This window comes from Leucobacter iarius (assembly GCF_039530105.1).
Lineage (GTDB): Bacteria > Actinomycetota > Actinomycetes > Actinomycetales > Microbacteriaceae > Leucobacter > Leucobacter iarius.
On record NZ_BAAAOB010000001.1, the window covers coordinates 1,207,226 to 1,228,826 of the forward strand.

The 21,601-nt window shown below is 63.3% G+C and carries 12 protein-coding genes and 1 tRNA gene; 10 read left to right on the forward strand and 3 right to left on the reverse strand.

The features are described 5' to 3' along the window. The first annotated feature begins 330 nt into the window (after positions 1–330). The 5 genes from ABD169_RS05315 to ABD169_RS05335 all read left to right on the forward strand — a co-directional run bounded on the left by ABD169_RS05315 (position 331) and on the right by ABD169_RS05335 (position 9,037). Complete coding sequence (locus ABD169_RS05315; protein ID WP_344030238.1) at positions 331–4,029, forward strand: choice-of-anchor G family protein; 3,699 nt, start codon at positions 331–333, stop codon at positions 4,027–4,029. A 250-nt stretch (positions 4,030–4,279) separates the two neighbouring features. Further along, positions 4,280–5,041 (forward strand): DUF5819 family protein, encoded by a 762-nt coding sequence (locus ABD169_RS05320; RefSeq protein WP_046456145.1) that lies wholly within the window; start codon positions 4,280–4,282, stop codon positions 5,039–5,041. Then, on the forward strand, positions 5,038–6,108 hold the full coding sequence (locus ABD169_RS05325) for an HTTM domain-containing protein (protein ID WP_344030241.1): 1,071 nt from the start codon (positions 5,038–5,040) through the stop codon (positions 6,106–6,108). The genes ABD169_RS05320 and ABD169_RS05325 overlap by 4 nt, the downstream gene beginning before the upstream one ends. A gap of 86 nt (positions 6,109–6,194) precedes the next feature. Continuing rightward, entirely contained in the window at positions 6,195–7,520 is a 1,326-nt protein-coding gene (gene radA / locus ABD169_RS05330) for a DNA repair protein RadA (RefSeq protein ID WP_344030244.1), read from the forward strand. Positions 7,521–7,531: 11 nt separating this feature from the next. Beyond that, positions 7,532–9,037 (forward strand): malate:quinone oxidoreductase, encoded by a 1,506-nt coding sequence (locus ABD169_RS05335; protein ID WP_344030247.1) that lies wholly within the window; start codon positions 7,532–7,534, stop codon positions 9,035–9,037. 218 nt (positions 9,038–9,255) lie between these two features. On the opposite strand, the gene ABD169_RS05340 is transcribed toward ABD169_RS05335, so the two are convergent. Continuing rightward, the gene (locus ABD169_RS05340; RefSeq protein WP_344030250.1) at positions 9,256–10,017 is read right to left on the reverse strand and encodes an HAD-IIB family hydrolase; all 762 of its coding nucleotides are present in this window, start codon (positions 10,015–10,017) and stop codon (positions 9,256–9,258) included. A gap of 93 nt (positions 10,018–10,110) precedes the next feature. On the opposite strand from ABD169_RS05340, the gene ABD169_RS05345 reads away from it, so the two are divergent. The 3 genes from ABD169_RS05345 (at position 10,111) to ABD169_RS05355 (ending at position 11,781) form a co-directional block, all read left to right on the forward strand. Beyond that, positions 10,111–10,187 (forward strand) — tRNA-Pro (locus ABD169_RS05345). Between the two features lie 177 nt (positions 10,188–10,364). Beyond that, positions 10,365–10,598, forward strand: a complete 234-nt coding sequence (locus ABD169_RS05350) for a helix-turn-helix transcriptional regulator (RefSeq protein WP_344031644.1) — start codon at positions 10,365–10,367, stop codon at positions 10,596–10,598. 4 nt (positions 10,599–10,602) lie between these two features. Further along, a complete protein-coding gene (locus tag ABD169_RS05355) occupies positions 10,603–11,781 on the forward strand; it encodes a tyrosine-type recombinase/integrase (RefSeq protein WP_344030253.1) in 1,179 nt (392 codons plus the stop codon). 531 nt (positions 11,782–12,312) lie between these two features. Here ABD169_RS05355 and ABD169_RS05360 read toward each other — a convergent pair. Continuing rightward, complete coding sequence (locus ABD169_RS05360; RefSeq protein WP_344030256.1) at positions 12,313–13,164, reverse strand: TrmH family RNA methyltransferase; 852 nt, start codon at positions 13,162–13,164, stop codon at positions 12,313–12,315. 53 nt (positions 13,165–13,217) lie between these two features. Then, positions 13,218–14,021 (reverse strand): MerR family transcriptional regulator, encoded by an 804-nt coding sequence (locus ABD169_RS05365; RefSeq protein WP_344030259.1) that lies wholly within the window; start codon positions 14,019–14,021, stop codon positions 13,218–13,220. Positions 14,022–14,719: 698 nt separating this feature from the next. Between ABD169_RS05365 and ABD169_RS05370 the strand changes: the two genes are divergently transcribed. Both ABD169_RS05370 and ABD169_RS05375 read left to right on the forward strand, forming a co-directional pair. Next, complete coding sequence (locus ABD169_RS05370; protein WP_344030262.1) at positions 14,720–20,839, forward strand: MalT transcriptional regulator family protein; 6,120 nt, start codon at positions 14,720–14,722, stop codon at positions 20,837–20,839. Continuing rightward, positions 20,760–21,497, forward strand: a complete 738-nt coding sequence (locus tag ABD169_RS05375; protein WP_344030265.1) for a hypothetical protein — start codon at positions 20,760–20,762, stop codon at positions 21,495–21,497. The genes ABD169_RS05370 and ABD169_RS05375 overlap by 80 nt, the downstream gene beginning before the upstream one ends. Positions 21,498–21,601: the final 104 nt, after the last annotated feature.

Below are 21,601 nucleotides of genomic sequence, written 5' to 3' on the forward strand. Positions count from 1 at the left end.
TTGTGCGAACCGTTCCCCCAGCCGCATACCCCGTCATCGACGGTATGAGCAGCAGCCTAGCCATCTCAGTGCGCTCCGCCGAAAAACATTCGGAGTTATATGTCTCGACTCTCAGACATTCGTCCAGAAGTCTCAGTAGGGCGAGCCCGGGGAATCCGTATTCCGCACCGCTTTCAATCGTATGTGCGTACGCGTAGTCCGGGTTACGCAGAGTCCTGGGGGTTTGCTGGACCCCTGGATACGCTCGCGACGAGAGCGTCGGGACGTTGTGGGAACACCTGCGACCCCGGGAGCCTCACGAACCTCATCATCAAGCGTTTGGGGGAACACTTGACCAAGCAACTCCGGCGAACGGATGCCGGCAAGCGGAGAGTCCGGGGCATCGCCCTGGTCACCGCCGCCGCGACCATCCTCGCTCCAGCCTTCGGCGTCGCATCCGCGGCCAACGCCGACTCGAAGACCTCGGGACCGATCTCGACCGCGGCATCCGCCGCGCACGGGCACGGACTCTGGGTCGACGCGCTCAACCTGAACGTCCTGGGCGGTGCCGAGGCGAACTCGTACTACTCCGATTCCGTCGGTCCGAACCGCGACGCGCTGAACGTCTCGCTGCTCGGTGCGCTGAAGGTCGACTTGGGCAATGTCAAGGTGCCGCTCCTGAAGGACCCGGCGAACCCGGGCGCCGGCGGGCTGCTGGATCTCGGCAGCCTTGGCGCGATCTCGAGCTACGGCGCCTCGCCGACTTCCACGAAGTCCGTGGCGGCGTCCGGCCTCATCACGCAGGACGGTGCGCTGAACCTCGACGCTTCGAGCGCTTCGGACTACAAGCCGGCGAAGCTCGACGTTTCGGCCCTGCTCGAGCAGGTGCTCGGGCAGACGGTGACCGACACGGTGCTGGATCAGGCCTCGGTGAACATCGGAGCACTCGCCTCGCACGCGGAGAGCAACTACGGGCAGAACAGCTCGGAGTACATGCTCGCCGGCCTCGGCGTCGATGTGCACAGCAACCTGGTCGGTGGACTCGTGACCACGCTGGGGAACACCCTCGACTCGACGATCAAGCCGGTGAGTGACCTCGCTGGCCCCGGCGGCTTGCTCGAGACCACGGTCAAGGGCGTGACCGATGCGATCAGTGCCCTCGGCCTCGGTCTCCTGGTCTCCGCGAAGACCGAAGCGCTGTCTGTGGACGTCTCGAGCGTCATCTCGACGGCGACCACCGAGCTCTTGAAGACCCCCCTACAGAACAGCGACGGCAGTATCACCGTGGACCTCAAGACCGGTCTGGTGCACGTCGACCTGGCGAAGGTCCTGATCAAGGGACACGGCGTGAACTCGCTGAACGAGCTCCCGGCCAACACTGAAGTACTCGACGCGGATACGGTCAACGCCATCCTCGCCGGTGTTACCGATGCGCTGACGGGGCCCGGGGCGAACTCGCTGACGAGCAAGGCCGTCAACCTGGTCACCGATGGTCTCTACAACGCCAAGGTCAACGTCAGCATCGAGATCTCGGCTCTCGGCGGGCTGCTCGCCAAAGCTCCGGTCACCGTTTCTGGTTCCATCGGTGACTTCCTGTTCGGGGCCGCAGGAGGATACAAGGATCCGGTGATCGACACGAGCCAGCTCACCCTGCTGGGCTCGGGCCTTCTTGGGCAGATCCTGACCCCGGTGACCAACCTGTTGAAGGGCCTGGTCCAGGCCATCGGCAACACGGTCCTCAAACCGGTCGTCACAACTGTGGTCGGAAACCTTGCGAGCACAGTGGGCGGTGTGACGACCCCCGTGGTGAACGGTCTGCTGGGCGGAAGCGGCGCCTTGAAGCTGGTACTCCAGCAGCTTCTCGCACTGCGCATCAACGAGCAGCCGACCAAGCTCTCGCCCGCGCAGAACGGCGATCTCGGAAGCGGGAGCTTCACGGTCCGCCCGCTGTCGCTGACGCTGCTCCCGACTCTGCTGGGCAACGACGCGGTCAAGCTCCAGCTCGGTTCCTCGACGGTCAAGGCCGCCGCCGATCCGAAGCTGACGGCGACGCCGAGCTCGGTGGAGCAGGGCGCGACGGTCACGCTCAAGGGCGACGGTTTCACCCCCACCGAGACCGTCTCGATCGCTCCGGGTGCCGGCACCCCGGTCACCGCGACGACCGGCAACGACGGAACCTTCACCAAGACCTGGGCCGTTCCGGCGAACCAGGCTCTGGGCTCGCTCGAGTTCACCGCGACCGGCGGCACCAGCAACAAGGTGGCGAAGGCGACCGTGACGGTGACGAAGGGCACGAGCGGCGCCAACGCGAACACCAACGCCAACGCGAACGCCGGTGCCAATGCGAATGCCTCGGCGTCCGCAGCAGCCTCGGCCCAGGCCGACAGCAACGCCAACGCGGCGGCGCAGGCCGCAGCGCAGGCGGCAGCGAAGACCGATGCCACCACCACGGCTACGGCAGCAGCCACGGCGAACGCTGATTCCGCGGCGAAGGCAGCTGCGGACCCTGCGGCATCGACCAACGCCTCGACGACGGCGACCACGACTGCGAACGCAGCCGCGAGCGCGTCGGCCAAGGCCGCGGCGAACACCGACGCATCGTCCAACACCAAGGCCGACGCTTCGGCGGCCGCGACGGCGAACGCCGAAGCGGCATCGAAGGCTGCGGCGACGGCGAACTCGAGCACGAACGCATCGGCGAACGCCGCTGCGAGCGCCACCTCGAGCAGCTCGAGCAACGCGAACTCCCAGGCCAACACCAACGCGACCGCGTCGGCGTCGGCCTCGGCGAACGCGAACAGCACGAGCCACGCGAACGCCCAGGCCGCGGCCAAGGCCGCGGCGATGGCGGACAACAGCAGCCAGGCCTCGGCCGCGGCGAACGGTGACGCGTCGATCGCGGCGAAGGCCGCGGCGAACCAGAACGCCACCGCCACCACCAACGCGACGTCGAACACCGCCGCTGCGGCGAACGCCGCCGCTCAGGTGGCCGCTGCCGCGACGGCGGACTCGAACGCCAACTCGGCGGCGCACGCGAGCGCATCGACCCGCGGCAACGCGAACGCCGGTGCAGCATCGCAGGCGGCGGCTCAGTCCACCTCCTCGAGCGACGCCTCGGCGGATGCCGACGGCCCGGTCAACAACACGAAGTGGAAGCGCCTCGGCGGTGCGGACCGGTTCAAGACCGCGGTGAAGATCTCGCAGGAGACCTTCCCCAAGGGCTCGCAGAGCGTGGTCATCGCGCGCAGCGACATCGCCCCCGATGCGCTGTCGGCGGCTCCGTTCGCCGCGAAGCTGAAGTCTCCGGTGCTGCTCACGCAGACCAAGTCGCTCAACACCGACACGGCTGCGGAGCTCAAGCGCCTGAAGCCGAAGACCGCCTACATCGCAGGCCAGACCGGTGCGGTCAGCACCGCGACGGAGAACGCGATCAAGGCGCTCGGCATCAAGACGGTGCGCCTCGGCGGCGGGGATCGCTACGAGACCTCGCTGAAGATCGCGGAGGCCGGTTGGGGTGCGAGCGGCACGGACTCGGTGTTCGTGGCGACCGGCCGCGACTACCCGGACGCGCTGTCCGCGGGCAGCGCGGCAGGTGCGATCGGTGCTCCGGTTCTTCTGGTCGACGGCATGCAGCCGGTCGCCTCGAGGGCGGCGCTCGCCGAGCTGAAGCAGTTCCACCTGAAGAACATCTACATCGCGGGTGGTGAGGGAGTGGTGTCGAAGGGCGTCGCGACCTCCGTGCGATCCTCGGCCACCACCGTGAAGCGCTACGCGGGCCTCGACCGCTACGAGACCTCGGCGCTGCTCGCGGCGAAGTGGAACACGAAGAACGGCCTGGTCTACCTGGCCACCGGTCTCGACTTCCCGGACGCCCTCTCGGGTTCCGCGGTCGCCGGTGCTCAGACTGCTCCGATCATGCTGACGCAGCGGTACTGCATCCCGAAGGATGTCTACGGTGTCTTCACTGACATCAAGCCGAAGACCGGATTCGTTCTGGGCGGCACCGGTGTGGTCAGCGACAAGGTGCTGAACAACCGACCGTCCTGCTAGTCGGGTGACGAGATGGCCGGGGCTGCGACGCAGTCCCGGCCATTCTCCGTTCCTTCTCAGGGTCAGTAGACTCAGCCGCGGGAGGGAACTGTGAAAGGAGCTGTAGGTCTTGGTGAAACAGAAGGTGCTCGGGGAGTCTGAGGGAACTCCGACTCGTGCCGGGCAGGGCGGCGATGCAGAACCGCCATCCGCGTCAGACTCTCCCCCCGATTCCGGGTCGATCCGCGCTCCGCGGAAGAAGCGCAAGCCAGTGGTCCGCGTCATCGCCTGGGGGGCGGTGCTCCTCACCGCCTGGCAGGTGTTCGCGTCGTTCCTGTGGATCGCGCCCTACTCCGCGAATGCGCGTGAGGTGGTTCCCGGGAACCTCCTCACCTCGTACATGATCCCGTTCTTCGGGCAGTCGTGGAGCGTGTTCGCTCCCGAGCCGATCAACGGCGACTACCACTTCAACGTGCGCGCCGTCATCAAGCAGGACGGCAAGGAGGTCACGACGGGTTGGGTGAGCGCCACCGACGTCGAGATCTCGATGATCCGCTACAACCTCTTCCCGCCCCGAGCGGGGATCCAGTCGAGCGAGGTCGCGTCGAACTACAAGTCGGCGTTCGACGCGCTCAACGCGGACCAGCAGAAGCTCGTGGGCGGCGACTACTCGAATGCGGAGTGGGAGACGGCCCTCTACGACAAGCTCGATGAGAAGGCCGCGGCGAACGGCAACTCCGGGGTCTCGGTGACCTCGGACCAGATGAGCACCTACCTCGGCCAGGAGCACATGTCGACCGCCTACGCGACTCAGGTGGCCAAGGCGATCTGGGGCGAGGGCGTCGAGCGCGTGCAGTATCGCGTGAGCCGGCAGAACGTGATCCCGTTCGCGCAGCGGAACGATCCGAAGGCCGAGAGGCCCGCTCCGACGGTGATCCTGCCGGGCTGGCGCCCGCTGGTGACCGAGCCCGGCCAGAGCGATCAGGACTTCGCGGACGTGTTCCGCGCGCAGTACGAACGGATGAGCAAATGAACCGGGTCGCGCAGTTCGGCGCATTCGTCTGGAGCCTCATCGTCGTCGCGGTCCGCACCCCGATCGTGACGATCGGCAAGGGGCTCGTGTTCTTCGAGAACTGGCTGCTCGTCAGCAAGAAGTCCCTCTACGGTCTCGCGGTCACCCGGATCCTGTTCGGAGTCACCGGGCTCGGGCTCCTGCTGGCGAACTTCTCGACGCGTCTGTACACCTTCGGACCGGGGTCCGCGTGGAACGGGGAGCTCGCCGAGCCCGTCAGCGACTTCCCGAAGATCTGGATCTTCAGCCTGTTCCACGCCGTCGCCGGAGACGCCGTGCTCTACACGGTCTGCTACGTCGCGCTGATGGCGCTCGCGGTGCTGTTCATCCTGGGATGGCGGTTCCGCATCGTCCTGCCGATCTTCTTCGTCGGCTGGGTCGGCTTCATCGAAGCGAACGACATGGTCGGCGATCAGGGCGACAACATGTTCCGCATCGCGATGATCCTGCTGTTCTTCGCGGATCCTGCCGCCCGCTGGTCGCTGGATGCGCGCAGACGCGCGAAGCGGGAGTGGTTCGCCGAGGAGAGCGGTCCCCGGCAGATCGGGAACGCCCTGCACAACCTCGCGCTGATCGCGCTGACCGCGCAGGTCATGTTCGTGTACGCGTCGGGCGGCCTCTACAAGGCCAGCGGCAGTCCCTGGTCGGAGGGCTACGCGGTCTACAACCCGCTGCACACCATGCGCTTCGGCACCTGGCCCGTGCTCAGCGACCTGGTGACGACCTGGGGGCCGATGGTCGCGGTCGCCTCCTGGGGATCGATCATCCTGCAGGTCGCGTTCCCGCTCGCGCTGCTGTCGCGTCCCACGCGCATCATCGCCCTGTTCGGGATCCTCGGCTTCCACATCGCCATCGCGGTGCTCATGGGCCTGCCGTGGTTCTCGCTGACGATGATCGCGATCGATTCGATCTTCATCCGCGACCGCAGCTGGCAGAAGGTGAGCCAGGGGGTGAAGGATCGCTGGAGGGCAGCGATGGGGCGTGCGGCGAGTCCGCCGACGAAGGCGCCCGTCGAGGTCTCGGCCTGACCTGCCGATGGCGGCCCGTGCATCGCGCACGGGCCGCCATCGCCGTCTCCGGGATCGATGTCGGCGGTCCCGGATAGGCTCGCCGCATGGCGAAATCGAGCGGCGGCTACGCGTGCACCGAGTGCGGTTGGCGCGCACCCAAGTGGGTCGGGCGCTGCGGCGAGTGCCAGCAGTGGGGCACGGTGCAGGTCGTGGGTACTCCCGGCGCCACGCTGGCGCGTACGGTGCAGGCCTCGGCCCCCGCGTCGGGGCGCGAGGCGCGGCCCATCACCGAGCTGAGCGGCGAGCCCGTGCGGCACCGTCCCACCGGCATCGGCGAGCTCGACCGGGTGCTCGGCGGCGGCATCGTGCCGGGCGCCGCGGTGCTGTTCTCGGGCGAACCCGGCGTCGGCAAGTCGACCCTGCTGCTCGACGCCGCGGCGCGCGCGGCCGAACGCGGCGGGCGGGTGCTCTACGCGAGCGGCGAGGAATCCACCGGGCAGATCCGCATGCGCGCCGAACGCACGGGCGCCCTGCACGACACGCTGTACCTCGCCAGCGAGACCGATCTCGCGACGGTGCTCGGGCACATCGAGGCGGTGCAGCCCGAGCTCGTCATCGTCGATTCGGTGCAGACGCTCGCGAGCGACCGGGTCGACGGCGGCGCGGGCGGGCCGGCGCAGGTGCGCGAGGTCGCTGCGGCGCTGATCCGGGTGGCGAAGGAGCACGGTGTGCCCGTCATCCTCGTCGGTCACGTCACGAAGGACGGCAACGTGGCGGGCCCGCGACTGCTCGAGCACCTCGTCGACGTCGTCTGCCACTTCGAGGGCGACCGCCGATCCACCCTGCGCTTCCTGCGCACCCTCAAGAACCGATTCGGCCCGACCGACGAGGTCGGCTGCTTCGAGATGAGCGGCAGCGGAATCCAGGAGGTGCCGGATCCGAGCGGGCTCTTCCTCAGCCGCAGCACGGAGCCGGTCAGCGGCACCTGCGCCACGATCGCGCTCGAGGGACGCCGGGCGATCCCCGTCGAGGTGCAGGCGCTCGTCGCGAGCACGACCGCGCCCAACCCGAGGCGCGTCACCAGCGGCGTCGACAGCGCCCGCGTGGCCATGGTGCTCGCGGTGCTCGAGCGCCGTGCCCGGGTCAAACTGCACGACAAGGACGTCTACGTCTCCACGGTCGGCGGCGTCCGCCTCGCAGAACCTGCGGCCGACCTCGCCATCGCGCTGGCGGTGCTGTCGGCGATCACCGACCAGCCGCTGGCGCACGAACTCGCCGCTGTCGGCGAGATCAGCCTGGCCGGCGAGGTCCGTCCGGTCGTCGGCGGCGAGCAGCGGCGCGCCGAGGCGCAGCGACTCGGATACCGCAGACTCGTCGATTCCGACAGCGGAACCCTCGCACGGGCGAGAGCGCTCGCGCTCGGGGAGTAGAATCGAGGATCGTGAGCAACAACACGGTAGACGTCGTCCTCATCGGTGGCGGGATCATGAGCGCCACCCTCGGCACCATGATCTCCCAGGTCGAGCCCGACTGGAGCATCGAGCTGTTCGAGTCGCGCACCGAGGTGGCGACCGAGAGCACCAACGCATGGAACAACGCGGGCACCGGCCACGCGGCCCTGTGCGAGCTCAACTACATGCCCGAGGGCAAGGACGGCAGCCTGTCGGCGGCGAAGGCCATCGACATCAACGAGCAGTTCCAGCTGTCCCGCCAGTGGTGGTCCTCGCTGGTCAAGCAGGGCGTGCTCGGCGAGCCCTCCAGCTTCATCAACGCGACCCCGCACATGACTTTCGTGCGCGGCGAGTCGAACGTCGACTACCTGCGCCGACGCTATGAGCTCCTGAAGGAGGAGCCGCTGTTCTCCGACATGGAGTTCAGCGACGACCCCGAGCAGATCGCCGAGTGGACCCCGATGCTCGTCGAGCGCCGCAGCAAGGACGAGGTCTTCGCGGCCACGCGCTCGCTCAGCGGCACCGACGTCGACTTCGGCGCGGTCACCCGCCAGCTCATCGGCCACCTCGAGGACCAGGGCGTCACCGTCAACCTGGGGCACGAGGTCAAGAAGCTGCGTCGGCGTGCCGACGGCACCTGGGACGTGACCGTGCGCAACCGTGCCGGCTTCGGCAAGCGCACCGTCAACGCGCGCTTCGTATTCGTGGGTGCCGGCGGCGGCGCGCTGTCGCTCCTGCAGTCCTCCAAGATCCCCGAGATCAAGGGCTTCGGCGGCTTCCCCATCAGCGGCAAGTTCCTCAAGTGCGACAACCCCGAGGTCGTGCGCGAGCACCGCGCCAAGGTCTACGGCAAGGCCGCGGTCGGCGCACCGCCCATGTCGGTCCCGCACCTCGACACCCGCATCGTCGACGGCAAGGAGAGCCTGCTCTTCGGGCCGTACGCCGGTTTCAGCCCGAACTTCCTCAAGAAGGGCTCCTGGTGGGATCTGCCGGGCTCCATCCGCCTGCACAACCTGTGGCCCATGATCCGCGTCGGCCTCAGCGAGTTCTCGCTCGAGAAGTACCTCCTCACCGAGCTCATGGCGAGCCGCGAGAAGCAGCTCTCGACCCTGCGCGAGTACATGCCCTCCGCCAAGCGCGGCGACTGGGAGATGATCACCGCCGGTCAGCGCGTCCAGGTCATGAAGAAGGACCCGAAGAAGGGCGGCGTGCTGCAGTTCGGCACCGAGGTCATCACGGGCGCCGACGGCACCATCGCCGGCCTGCTCGGCGCTTCGCCGGGAGCCTCGACCGCGGTGCACGCCATGCTCGGTGTGCTGCAGAAGTGCTTCCCCGAGCAGTTCGAGGCCCGCTGGCGCGACGAGTTCCTCGCGCAGATCCCGGCCTACGGCACGGGCGTCAACCACGATGCGGCCCTCGCCGCGCAGACGCTCGCCGAGACGGGCGCCGTGCTCGGGCTGCTGCCGAAGCAGGTCGAGGCCGCAGCGGCCGAGTAACGAGCTTCAACGCCAGAGGGGCGGGATCCAACAGGATCCCGCCCCTTCTGCGTTTTGTGAGCAGAGCACGCGCTCGCGGGAAGGCGGTGGTGGGCCGGCATCCGGTTCGCGCGCCTGGCGGGGCTGGCGGGAGCGGCCAGTGCGCGCCAGCGCACCGGCCGCGGATGGATCGGCGCGCGAACCGGACGCCGGCCCGCCACCGCACCACGGACGCGCGGCTACTCCGCGAGCAGCTGCTCGAGGTACTGCGCGGTGTCCTCCCAGCCGGTGACCGCGTGGCAGCGCACGCCCATCGCCTTCACGGGGTAGTCGTTGCCGTCCGGGTCGAGGCGGTCGCCGACGAAGAGCATGCGGTCGAGGGGGATCCCCGTCTGCTCGGTGAGCTTGCGCATGCCGTAGGCCTTGTCGATCCCTCGACGGGTGATGTCGACGGAGGTGGATCCGCCGCTGCGCACCTCGAGGTCGGGCAGGCGATCGGCGACGGCGGCGCGCAGGGTGTTCTTCTTCGTGCCGTCGGGATCCCACGCGTGCTTCGCGTCGACGGGGGCCCGCTGGCCGAGGGCCGAGAAGGTGACCTGCGAGCCGCGATCCTCGAGGATCTCACCCCAGGGCTTCGCCTCCCAGAGGCCGAGGCGTTCGGCCTCCTCGCGGAGCGCGACGAAGGCGGCGTCGCGCTGTTCGGGGGTGAGGTCCTCGCGGTAGACGGTCTGCCAGGCGCCGGCGCTGCGGCGCTCGTAGCGCGTACCGCAGGTGGGGAGCAGGTGCAGGCGCTCGAGGGCGTCCTCCGCGGCGTCGCCGAGCTGCGAGACGAGCTGGTTCTCGAACTGCTCGAAGTTGCCGCCCGAGATGACCGCGACCGAGGTGCGGTCCAGCAGCCGTTCGAACACGGCGAGCATGCGGGGCTCGAGCGGCGACTTGGACGGCGCGAGGGTGTCGTCGAGGTCGAAAGCGATCAGGTCGGGCAGCGGTTGGGCAAGCATTGCTCCAGTCTCCCATGCGCCACACGCCCGAACGACCCGATTTCCGTTTGCGCCCCGGAGCACGCTAAGCTGTTCCCTGCGCCTCGGCGCAATCGGGATGTGGCGCAGCTTGGTAGCGCACGTCGTTCGGGACGACGGGGTCGCAGGTTCAAATCCTGTCATCCCGACCACGAAAGTCGCGGAAACCTCACGGTTTCCGCGACTTTTTAGGTTGTAGAACTTGAACCGGCCACGTAAAACCCATGTAGAACTGCTCCTCGTAGCATCCTCGGCGGGTCAGCCTTCTGACTGTCTGCGGTTGCTGCTGATTGCTCGTCATCGGTGCCGACACAGCGCACCTGATCTCCATGACAGCCACGCCTCCTTCGCACCCCGGTCTCGAACCGCTCTTCGACATCACGGAGCTTGCCGAGTATCTCGGCGTGCCGCTCTCCACGATCTACGACTGGCGCACTCGTGGGCTCGGGCCCCGCGCCTATCGCTTCGGAAAACGCCTGAAGTTCGCACTCTCCGACGTGCGTGCCTGGATGGAGGAACAACGCGAAGCTACGCCAGGTACTCCGAGTTCGGATCGGGGGTAGCTCGATGAGTCGCCCTCGTCTTCCCATCGGCACTTTCGGGGACATCTGGTTCGTCGCAGGCAAACGCGAGAACGTGCAGGCTCGTGCGAACTTCCGTGACTGGGACGGAGCCACGCGCCTCGTCCAGGCCACGGCCGCCACGCAGAAGGCTGCTGAGACAGCACTCAAGGCGAAGCTCGCCGCCCGAAGCGAGTTCCAACCCACATCAACGCTGCTCACCCCTGACAGTCCGTTCCCGGCGCTTGTGACGTACTGGCTCGAAGACCTCGCACTCGATGATCACCTGTCGAGGGGCACGAAGGATCTCTACGAACGCAACATGCGCACACTCGTGACGCCGGCGTTCAAGGACTTCACCCTTCGCGAGATCGGGGTCGCCCGCTGCGACCGCCTCATCAAGAAACTTGCGCGCAAGAGCCCTAACCGGGCGAAGCAGGCCCGCAATGTGCTCCGGCTCGCGTTCGGTCTGGCCGTCCGGCACGAGGTGTTGCCCCGCAACCCCATGGATAGCATTGCGCGATTGCGGCGACCGCAGGCAACCCCCGATGCAATGACGCCGACCGAGGTGAACGCTTGCCGAGCGGCAATCGCGCACTGGGAGACGGGCCTTTCCTCTTCCGGCCCGAAACCGGACGGACAGTTGGGGCAGATCGTCGAGGTACTTCTCGGAACCTCAGCGCGTATCGGCGAAGCCCTCGCGTTCCGTCGCATGGACATCGACATGACCACCACAGAGCCGCTGATGTCGATCTCCGGCACGATCATTACACCCAAAGGCGAACTCGTTCAACGGCAGGATCACCCGAAGACCTCGAAGTCGCGGCGCACCACCGCCGTGCCCTCGTTCACCGCCGAAGCGGTGCGCAGTCGATTGAGCAAGCTCACCGATCCATCGTCTGAAGCGTTGCTCTTCTGCAGCAGGGAGGGAACTCCGCTCACGCCTGCGAATGTGCGTCGCCAGCTTCGGCAGGCGCTCTCATTCGCTGGACTCAGCGGGATCACCCCGCATACGTTCCGGCGCACCGTCGCCACTGCGATCAATGGCGAGGCGAGCACCGAACTCGCTGCTGAGTTGCTCGGTCACACCGACCCGCGCATCACGATCCAGCACTACATCCGTCGAAACGAAATGGTCGACCCTGCCACAGCGCGGATTCTCGAGCGGGCGTTTGCGAAACCGTAGAAGCCGGCGGGAGAAGTTGGATCGCCTCGCGAAAGCAACCTTGGACTCGTGGTACTCGGTGGGCTTCTGATCTAGCGATCTTCATCAATCGGAGTTACAGGGTCCAGAGGCTTCGATAGTTGAGGTCGTTGAAAGATATCGCCTTTGCCAGCGATCCCCGGTGGTGCCGATTCGGCACCACCGAATTCGGAGTCACGCGGTGGGGTCGAATCGACTCGACAGCGTTGGCCCGCCCACTAGGTGCCGTCGATTCGACGGCACCGCATATCTCCGCTCTGAGCTGACACCGAGCAGGGTCTTCATCCACTGGGTGAGTGCTGAGGGGTGGCGCTGCATGGTCGCGCTCCGTGATCCTTTCGGAAACTTGAGGGTCGTCGCCGGATAGGTGCGCACCGCTTCCCACCGGCCACATTGCTCTACACCGTTCGGGGATCCTGCGACACACTCACGCAGCGCCGTCCTTGCCGGCTGAACTCAATCTCTCCAACATTCGGCTTCGTTTCAGGAGTGAGATCATTCGGTGGCGGTCTATCATCCACCGAAGTTACGTCTCCCGAGGCTTCGGTGGCGTTCGTGTAAAGCGATCCCCGCGGCAACCGACACATTGAGAGACTCCACGCCCGGCATCATCGGTACGCCATACCTGTATTTCGCTTTGTGAGCGAGTACGTCGGACGGCCCAGTACGTTCGGAGCCCATTAGGATCGCGAGTCGGGTTGGCACTTGGTTGATTGCATCGAGTGAATCATTGGCATCGGCAGTCAGCGCTGCGAGCGGGATCTGCTCAGTATGCAGGAACGCCGCGAGGTCACCGTGAGTGCAGGTCATCACTGGAATGGTGAAGACGAGCCCACGACTCGAGCGAATCAGACGACGGTCATAGATTGAGGTCAGTCCACTGTGGAGCAGCACAACACCGGCGGCGCCAAAAGCGGAAGCGGACCTTAATATCGCGCCGATATTCCCGGGGATTCGCACCCCATCGAGCACCAGCAAATCACCTCCCCTTGTAGAAAGGGAGCGCCAGGAAGCTGCTTTCGGCGCGCGGGCGAGAGCAAACATGCGGCTCTGCTTTTCGCCAGCGAACAGCCCTCGCAGTACCTCACGGCTGAGCACTCGGACATCGGCGGCGGATCCCACCAACCGACTCCTGCTGGCATCTTCAGTCAGGTCCGCTGAGAAGTAAAGAGTGATGATCTCGACGCCAGCGCGGACCGCTTGGACGATGTTCTCTTCGTCATCGATCAGGATCGTCCGTGCCCTCGGCGCTCGGGAACGCAGCACGTCAGCGACCCTCCTGACTGCAGGATGACGAGCATCATCAATAACCGCGGCGGACAGTGCCGGTGCGGATGCCTCGTCGAGGAAGGTACCAGGGGTCATGCATCCAGCGTCCGGCCTCACGCAGCGTGAGGGTCAAATCCGCAGTGGTTGGGCTATGCCCAGACTGCCGCAGCAGGGTCGATACCGTGTGCGCGGGCAGCCGCATAGATCGCATCTTGCAGCCACACGCTCAGACCAGGTTCGGTCGTGTCGATTGTGCCTCGGAAGCGAGGATCTTCAACGTACATCCGTCCGAGTAGCGCGTGCATTGACGGGGTGCAAGTGTAGAGCGCACCAATCATGGCCCGATGCCGTTCGGCAAGCGCAACAGCCTCTGGGCTCGAGGAGAGCACTCCGGAACGCTTCGCCTCGGCCATCTCCTTGTGCAATGCTTCGCCAGTCTGCTGCACAGCAAACCGCTCATCTGCGGTGAAAGCGGCAGCGTTCGCTTCGAACTGCTTCCATTGTTCAGACTCGCCCCAACGCTCCTGCGCTTCATCTGCCCAATCTTGACGCCAGCCTCTGCCGAAGATCTCAGCCTGTTCCTGCGCGGTGAGTGTGACGCCGGCTTCTCTCCGAGCCAGCACCTGGTCCACGGCTTCCGCAGTGCGCTGCAACTCGGCGATCTGCGTGCGAAGGAGGCGCTGTTGCTCACGCAGATGCTGCACCTCGTCGAGGTCGGGATCGTCCAGGAGCTCCGTAATCGCGGAGAGGCTGAACCCGAGCTCCCGGTACACGAGGACTCGATGGATACGGCTAACATCCTCGGCCGTATAGCTGCGGTAGCCAGCGCTCGTCCGAGAGGTCGGAGGAACCAACCCGATCTGATCCCAGTGGTGCAGCGTTCGCACGCTGACACCGACTAAGTCAGAGACCATGCCGACCGTGAGAGTTCCAGAAGATGTGACAGCGGACATCAGGTCTCCTTTCAGCGGCTGCGTATCCATTCTCTCCCAGGACCACGCGGTGCCCGGTCTTCGTTCGTAGAGGCGAGGTGCCGGTGCTGAGCTTGCTCGCGGCAATAACAGGTCGGGTGGAATGGTGTCGGGAGGACCAGCGATTCGAGGTGCGATGTCTCGGTATCCCGAGGGCTGGTCATCTTGCTCCTCGAATCGACGACTTCCTAGTACCGAGCTGGTCACTTCACAGTTGTACGCCGAGCCGCCCTCATCCATCCTTCGATACGGATACCCCAGACAGTTCACCAGGCCTACCCACCCTGCCTTCTGAGCTACCACGCGTCTTGCAGATGCGGTTTTGTGTCGCCGATCGAGCACGCCGTTGACGGCTCTACGAGAGGGTGGGAGAAGTTTGTGCTTCTTCCTGCTCAGTGGACTGCTGCTGCGTGACTTGAGAGTTGCTCGTGCGGCCAGCTTCATCAAGAAGGTCGCGAGGCTGCCTGCAGCCATGAGAAACAGCGAGGGCTCTTCTCGGTGGGCTTGCTGCCTCGACGTGCAGCAAGGACATCTCTACTGGGGCGAACGCGTGACTTGACCGGAATGGGCCGCACTCAAGGATGAGAGCAAAGCATCTACCTGCTCGGTGGTCTGTATGGTGAGTTTAGCGGCATGCCAACAATCCAAGATCAGCCGCTGACGATGATCAGGAAAAAGCCATGACCAAGGTCGACCTTCTCGCTCCTAGCCGAGCCGGGGACAAGTTTCACTACTACTGGGCGGCGCGCAAGACGCTGGAACTATTGCGCCCCGGAACGACACGTACCGAAATAGTGGTTGAGGGGCGTTCGCCCTCGGATCGTGAGACAGACGCTGACGAGGTAATCGACGTAGCCGAGTATTTCACATCTGAAGCGCCACAGCGTGTGATCTACAGCCAGTTGAAGCATTCGACTCGTCGGCTGACCACAGAGTGGACCATCTCTGATTTTGAAGATGTGATCTCCCGATTTGCAACAGTCTGCCAAGACCTGCTCGACGCTGGTTCGATCTCGATAGATCAAATGCGATTTCGAATCGTGACTAATCGCCCCATCGCGTCGTCGGCAAGGGATGCCTTGCGGCGTGTCGCTGCCAGCGAGCCGGCGAATCCGTCCTCAAGAGCTCTGCAAACGTACGTTGCGCACCTTGGTGCGAAGGCGAGTGCTTTTCTCGAGCGCCTGGAGTTCGATGACACGGAGGTCGGTGTTCTTGAGCAGGTGGATTCTCTAGCGCGCGATAGCGGCAGCTACCTGGTTGCGGCGAATTCTGACTTAATGCTCCGGCTAAAGGAAGTCGTCGCCGACCGAGCAAGTACCGATGCCCACCCTCCGATCCGTCGTGCGGATGTGCTGTTGGCGTTGAAGGTAGATGAGAGCGATCTCCTGCCTGCGCCCAGCGCGTTTGATGCAACGGGTCTTATTGAGAGAGTTGCGTACAAGGAGCTCAGGGAGCGCATCATCAATGCGCCGGGGGCGACGATTGTGCACGCAGCTGGTGGAGTCGGAAAGTCCTCATTTTCAGCTTGGTTGGCAGCGAGCAAATGTCAAGACGACGAGGTAGTGGTGTTCGACTGCTTCGCAGGTGGTAGCTACCGTGAGGTGAGTCAACTGCGGCATGACCATCGGCGCGGTCTCACCCAGATCGCCAACGAGCTAGCGACGAGAAATCTGTGTGAGCCGTTGGTGCCCACCACAGCGGCAGACAGTACACAATACATGCGTGCGTTCCTGGTTCGCGTGCGCGAAGCAGCAGCGACCCTTGACCTCCGAGGGAAGCGCTTGATCATTGTGGTCGATGCGGCGGACAACTCAGTCATGGCAGCTGAGGCTCAGATCGGTTCGGCATCTTTTGCGCCCGATCTATTGCGGGAGACGATGCCCGACAACGTGAGGATCGTGTTGACCGCGCGAACCGAGCGTATCGAATCGCTCTCCGTACCTCCGCAAATACGTTCCCTTTCACTCGCCCCGTTCACCGTGGTGGAGAGTAAAGAGTTACTAGCCCAGAAGTTTGCGGTAGTTACGGCCGTGCAAGCGGCGGAGTTTTGCGAGGCTACCTGGGGGAATGCGCGTGTCCAAGCCTTTGCCATCAGTGCTGGCACATCCGTGGCTCATGTTCTTAAGAATCTCGCAGGGTTCAGGCTGACATCGGCAACCGAAGCGCTGGACGAATTGATCCGGTCAACCCTCGCCAATGTCCGAGACTCATATGGGCAACGTGCTAACCAGATTGACATGATTTGTGCGGTACTCGCAAGTCTCCGCCCAGTGATCCGTATCGAAACGGTGGCTGAGATAGCTGGTGTGCCAACCTCGCTTGTCGGGAGCTTCCTTACCGAGTTACCGTTCTCCGTTCAGCGTGTCGGCGAGACGTTGCACTTCCGCGACGAACCGACGGAGACCTACTTTCGACGACATCTCATGCCCGATGCGAACGCTCTTGATCAGATCGTCGCGAAGGTGGAAAGGCTTGCGAGTGACAATTTCTACCTTGCATCTGCTCTCCCACAGTTGCTTTGGGAGAGCAGTCGGTACAGCAGTCTTATCGACCTTGCTCTTGCCGATCGAGCTCTTCCTTCCACGAGTGTGACTGAGGGGAAAGAAGTGGCAAAGAATCGCACGCTCTATGCGCTTCGAGCCGCTATCGCGCTTCGTGAGTGGGGCAGTGCGTCCAGGCTGGCGCTTCGGGCCGGTAGATTGAGTGAAGCCAGTACTGTTCGCGACCGGGTGATATCGGAGAATTGCGACCTTGCAGGCTTCGCGCTCGATCTTGAGATGGCCGATCGCTACGTGGCATCGCGCTCGCTCGCTATGGGTGACCCTGGATTTAATTTGGCACGCGAGGGGTTACTACTTGCCATGCGGCCCGACTCACGAGGTGCAGCGCTCGGGAGAATGCGTAGCGCTCATGAATGGATGATCTCATACTCCAGGCAGACTGACGGGCAGGATGATCTGCCGAGAATCAGCATGAGTGACATCGCAAATGTTCTCCTCGGACGCTTGATTCTTCAAGGTCCCGCGGGGCTGGAGGAAGAGCTAAGCCGATTCCGCGATTGGGTCCATTTTCCGTCGATGCGGATTGTGGCGAGTCGTTTTCTGGATCAAGGGAATCCAGCGGTTCTCGATCAGTTCCTTCAATCAACTAGCCATCGGCTCGCGGCCCTTGCCTGTTGTCAGGAGATGTGGATTTGCGATCTCGCGTTGAGCAGCGCGTCGGCTCGGCATGTTGCAGCGATACTTAAGCGGTCCAGAGCACCATTCCCAATCGAGGATCGCGATGACGAAGACGCTGCGCTCGGCGCAATCCTGGCAGTAGTAGTCCTTGCTCTAGAGAAGCAAGAGATCTCAGAAGAAGTTGCACTTCGAGTTCTTTTGAGGCACCTTCCTGCTCAAATCCCAAAGTACCTAGGGAATGCGCATCATCGCGATCGCTTGACGTACGCCTTTGGCTCCGCCCTCGCAGCTGCGTTAGCAGGTTCGGCGCTTGACACCGACTCGCTCGCGTCGAATGCAGTAAAGAAGAAGTTGTCGATCGAGTCGACCTCAGATCGAGAGACCCGAGAATACCGAATCAACATCGTCCCCACGATTCCCTGGCTCAACGCGTGGGCAAATTCGGTTCTAGGGAAGCCGGTCGATCTCGCCGCACTCAGAACAAGCCTGAAGCAAAAAATGGCTAGTCATGAACCGCCACGGCTTCATGCAAAGTGGTTGCTTAGGATTCAGACAAGTCTCTCCGCTCGCGGACGACTTGCACCTACCTCGGTGACCCAATGGCTTGATGCTAATGGGGTCATTCTCGGAGACCCTGCGCTCATCCGGGCGGCTAGGTCACTCCGTTATCAATCTCCGAAAAGGCGGGCGATCACGGAGCAGCTGGTCAGGATCTTGGAAACCCGATCGCGATCTTACGTGGAGGGGGCCGCCGCAAAGACTGCGCTGTACGTCGATCTCGCCCGGATCTGCTGGACCCTCGAGCCGGACAACGCTCGCGCCTATTTTCTCGAAGCGCTGGACGCTGCCGATCTCATTGGAGACGAAATTCATCTGCAGTGGCGGGCGACCAGCGAGATCGCTGTCCTCGCCGCGCCAGCTCGTCCCACTGTCGCGCAGGCAATCGCATTTGCGCGAGCAAGCGAAGGAATCCAGCGCGCGACCCTGCTTGAACTCAGTCCCGCCGAGTCCGTTCGTGCCATCGCAGCGATGAATCCGGTCGTGGCAATCGACATCGCATCCCGTTGGCGAGATAGGCGTATCGCGACCCTCGAACAATCTTTTGATGGTCTCCTGGATCGGGATGACGATGCACTTCGCTCACACTCCGAAGTCGCCCTCGCCATCGCCGCTTTGCACCGAGCGCCGGTCGGTCGACTCATCGCGGGAGTGTCGAGCGATCAGGCTGAATCTGCTTTCGGGCACGCCGTATCGGTGCTCCATAGGAGGGGCGTGTCACCTGACTCCGATCAAGAACTTTGCATGTTTGCCAACGCTTTGGGTCATGATCTGAAATTTCGACCCTCGAACGGACACCGTGCCTATTCCAACCCTCAGTACTCGGAATCAAAAGCCGAGAAGCGCGCACGCGAGCAACGGGCGCGAGACATCAGGCAAGAGCTTGCGAAGCTTAACTACCGTGACGCCGACAGATGGCGGCACGCGTTCGGTCTGTCTACTTGGAAGAACGGTCTCGATGGATCAGAGGTCTTTCCAATTGCGCTTCCTGCTATGGCTTCCAACGATCGGTCGGCCATCATTAGAACTCTCGTCGAGGTCGTTGACAATTCCGGTCTGGCGCGATCCGCAATCAAAACACTTCACTCGCTCCAAAACGTATCGGTGCCAGAACGCCGCGCAACCATTGATACGATCCAACAGTTGGTCACGAGGTTCTCTCACGACGTGGCGACATCCACGTATCAAGCCCTGCCGCTATCGAAAGTTGCGCAACTGCTCGGCCGATCAGTATCGAATGTGAGAGAGGACATTTTCGAAGCTTGGGCACAATTGGAAGAGCCCACTTCTGTCGACGGCTACTACGCGATGACTATCCACCTCGCTAAACTTGCTGGATCTCAAGCAACGCTTACGCTCCTGGACGACGCCCTGGAACAGTTCGACTCGGTAGTAGAGGCGACATCCATTGAGCTGCCGCCGGTTGATGTGCCAGGTGTGGCAAGTTCGATCGCTTCCACCATTGCGAGACTGGTGTGGGGCGCACTCGCTGACCCGGCGACTGCCACTCGTTGGGACGCCGCATTCTCCGTCGTAGGTCTCATACGGCTCAATCAGAACGAAGTATTAACTGAGTTGAGTGCACTCGCGCAGGTCGGAGGAGCAGGAGACTCCGGTGACCCTGCGTTCGAGTTCTATGCGCTGCACGCTGACTGGTTCCTCCTACTCGCGTTACGCCGCGCCGTCATCGACACTGACCTGCGCGAAGGTGTCCGAAGATTTGAACCGTTTCTCAAGCGTGTGACAGGCGGCCCTGTTCACGCGATACTTAGCCCCCTCGCTCAGGAAATTGTTGCTGTCCTGAATGGGGACGAGCTACCCATGTGGCCGCCGGTCTCACCAGTCCGTACCGAATGGAGCCATCGAGGCCGCGACCACTACAACCGACCCGATGTTAACTACAAGTTCGACTGGGACTTTCGCGAGAGCCAGATCCACGACGTCGCTGATGCCTTCGGTTTGGATCGGGAACAGGTAGAACGCGATGTGAGCGATCTCATCACTCAGACTTGGCGGAGAGAAGAAAGAGGGTCGCTAGATGAGGACGTGCGGCACACAATGAAGGTCTTCCAGGAAGGAGAGACTTATGACCGATACGCGAATCCTCCCGTGCATGACCTCGACCACTACCTTTCACTGCATGCGCTGATGAGTGTCGCTGGCTCAATCGCTGAAACGTACCCGGCGCAGCAGCATGAAGGGAGCGACGAAGATGAGTTCACGCATTGGCTTCGTGAGCATCGAATTGTTCGTGCCGACGGCTATTGGGTGAGCGAGACGCGAATGGCGCCCCCTGTCCCTCCCCTCGAAGAGAACGGCAGTGACGAGCTTTGGGAGCGGAGTATTCGAGGGGAAGACTTCATGCCTCACCTACACATCTCTAATGCGAGATTCGTTTGCTGGGCTGACTATGACAGCTCTGACTACACGCGTTCCGAAAGTGTGAAAGTCCAAACGGTTCTGGTTCCGGCTGAGTTGGCCTCGGCCTACGCTCGTGCTCTGCAACTGGATCGGGACTTCTGGGATTTTCGAGTGCCGACAGTGCAAGAGTGTCACGAAGATGATGACGGAGATCCCTTCGGAGACATTGGCAGCCAGAGCCAATCGGCCCCTTACGTGCTACGACCATGGGTGCGTCTCATTGACGGCCGCGAAGGGCTCGACAAGCATGACCTCGCGGTCGGCAACCTCAGGTATCCTCCGCCACATCTTGATGCCGAACTCGTAGGTGTGATTGAAGATAACCGTCCGCCCCGTGTGACTTGGTGCGATGGTGACAACAGTCCGGTTGCGTGGGCAGAGGCATGGGATGATCATGGATATCAAAATCGAGGACGATCAGGGTCTCGGCTCGTAGCGACGTATGACCACCTGGACGTGCTCTTGGCAACGCAGCGGCTTGCACTTGTGGCGGTCGTTTCAATAGACCGACGGCTTAACGATCAGTGGAGACGAGAGTTACGCGAGGATAGATTGGACAGTCATGAGCACAACTTCCGAGTCTTCGAATACCGCTCCGGGCGAGGCTGGGTTGATTACCAAGGACGTCCTCAGACTGGGTAGGGCTTTAGCTGCAGAGCTAGACGATACTGATACTCTGGGTCGCTGGATGGCTCATCACCTAAGCGATCTATTGGAGGGGCGTAAAACTTCATCGGATCCGGACGCGGACGACGCGATGATCACTGAAATCGTGCTGCGTCTCTGGGCTCATCGCGCCTCTGCGCCGCTCAGACGCCAACCATACCTTCGCTACGCAGAGATACTTCGGGCTATCGATCGCATGGATCGTCTTGGTACTGGCTACCCATTTGGTGCTCCAGCTGACGACGATAGCCCTCCAGTGAATGGTGACTTCGCGCGTATCGCGCAAGACCTCGTCGCCGTTGGTGCGGCGGCAGGTGCTGTATCCTCAGCCCTGCTCACGGAACTCCAATTGCATGCGGGAAATGATGAGGAAGCGTGGCTGTCTTACGCAGGTCTTCTGGGTGATAGTGAAGCGGACGAAGCACTTCGTGCTGTTCTTGGCCGGATGATCGCTAGTAACTCAGATCCGGATGAGCGGCGAGCGGCGCTCCTGGATCGACTGAACAGTCTTGAGCGCGCAACTTGCGCTGCACGGGAGACAATCGAGCAGGTTGGGCTGGCGGCGAAGGTAGAAGCTGAGTCGACGACTCCTCGATCTCGCAGGCCACGCAGAACCTATGGAAATCAACAGTGACGACCCTGAACCAACCGGCTACACTCGGAACTGGCGCAACGCCACATCCCTAACCAACACCAGGGAACCGTAGTCATCCGTATGGCCTCGAAACCAATCGTGAT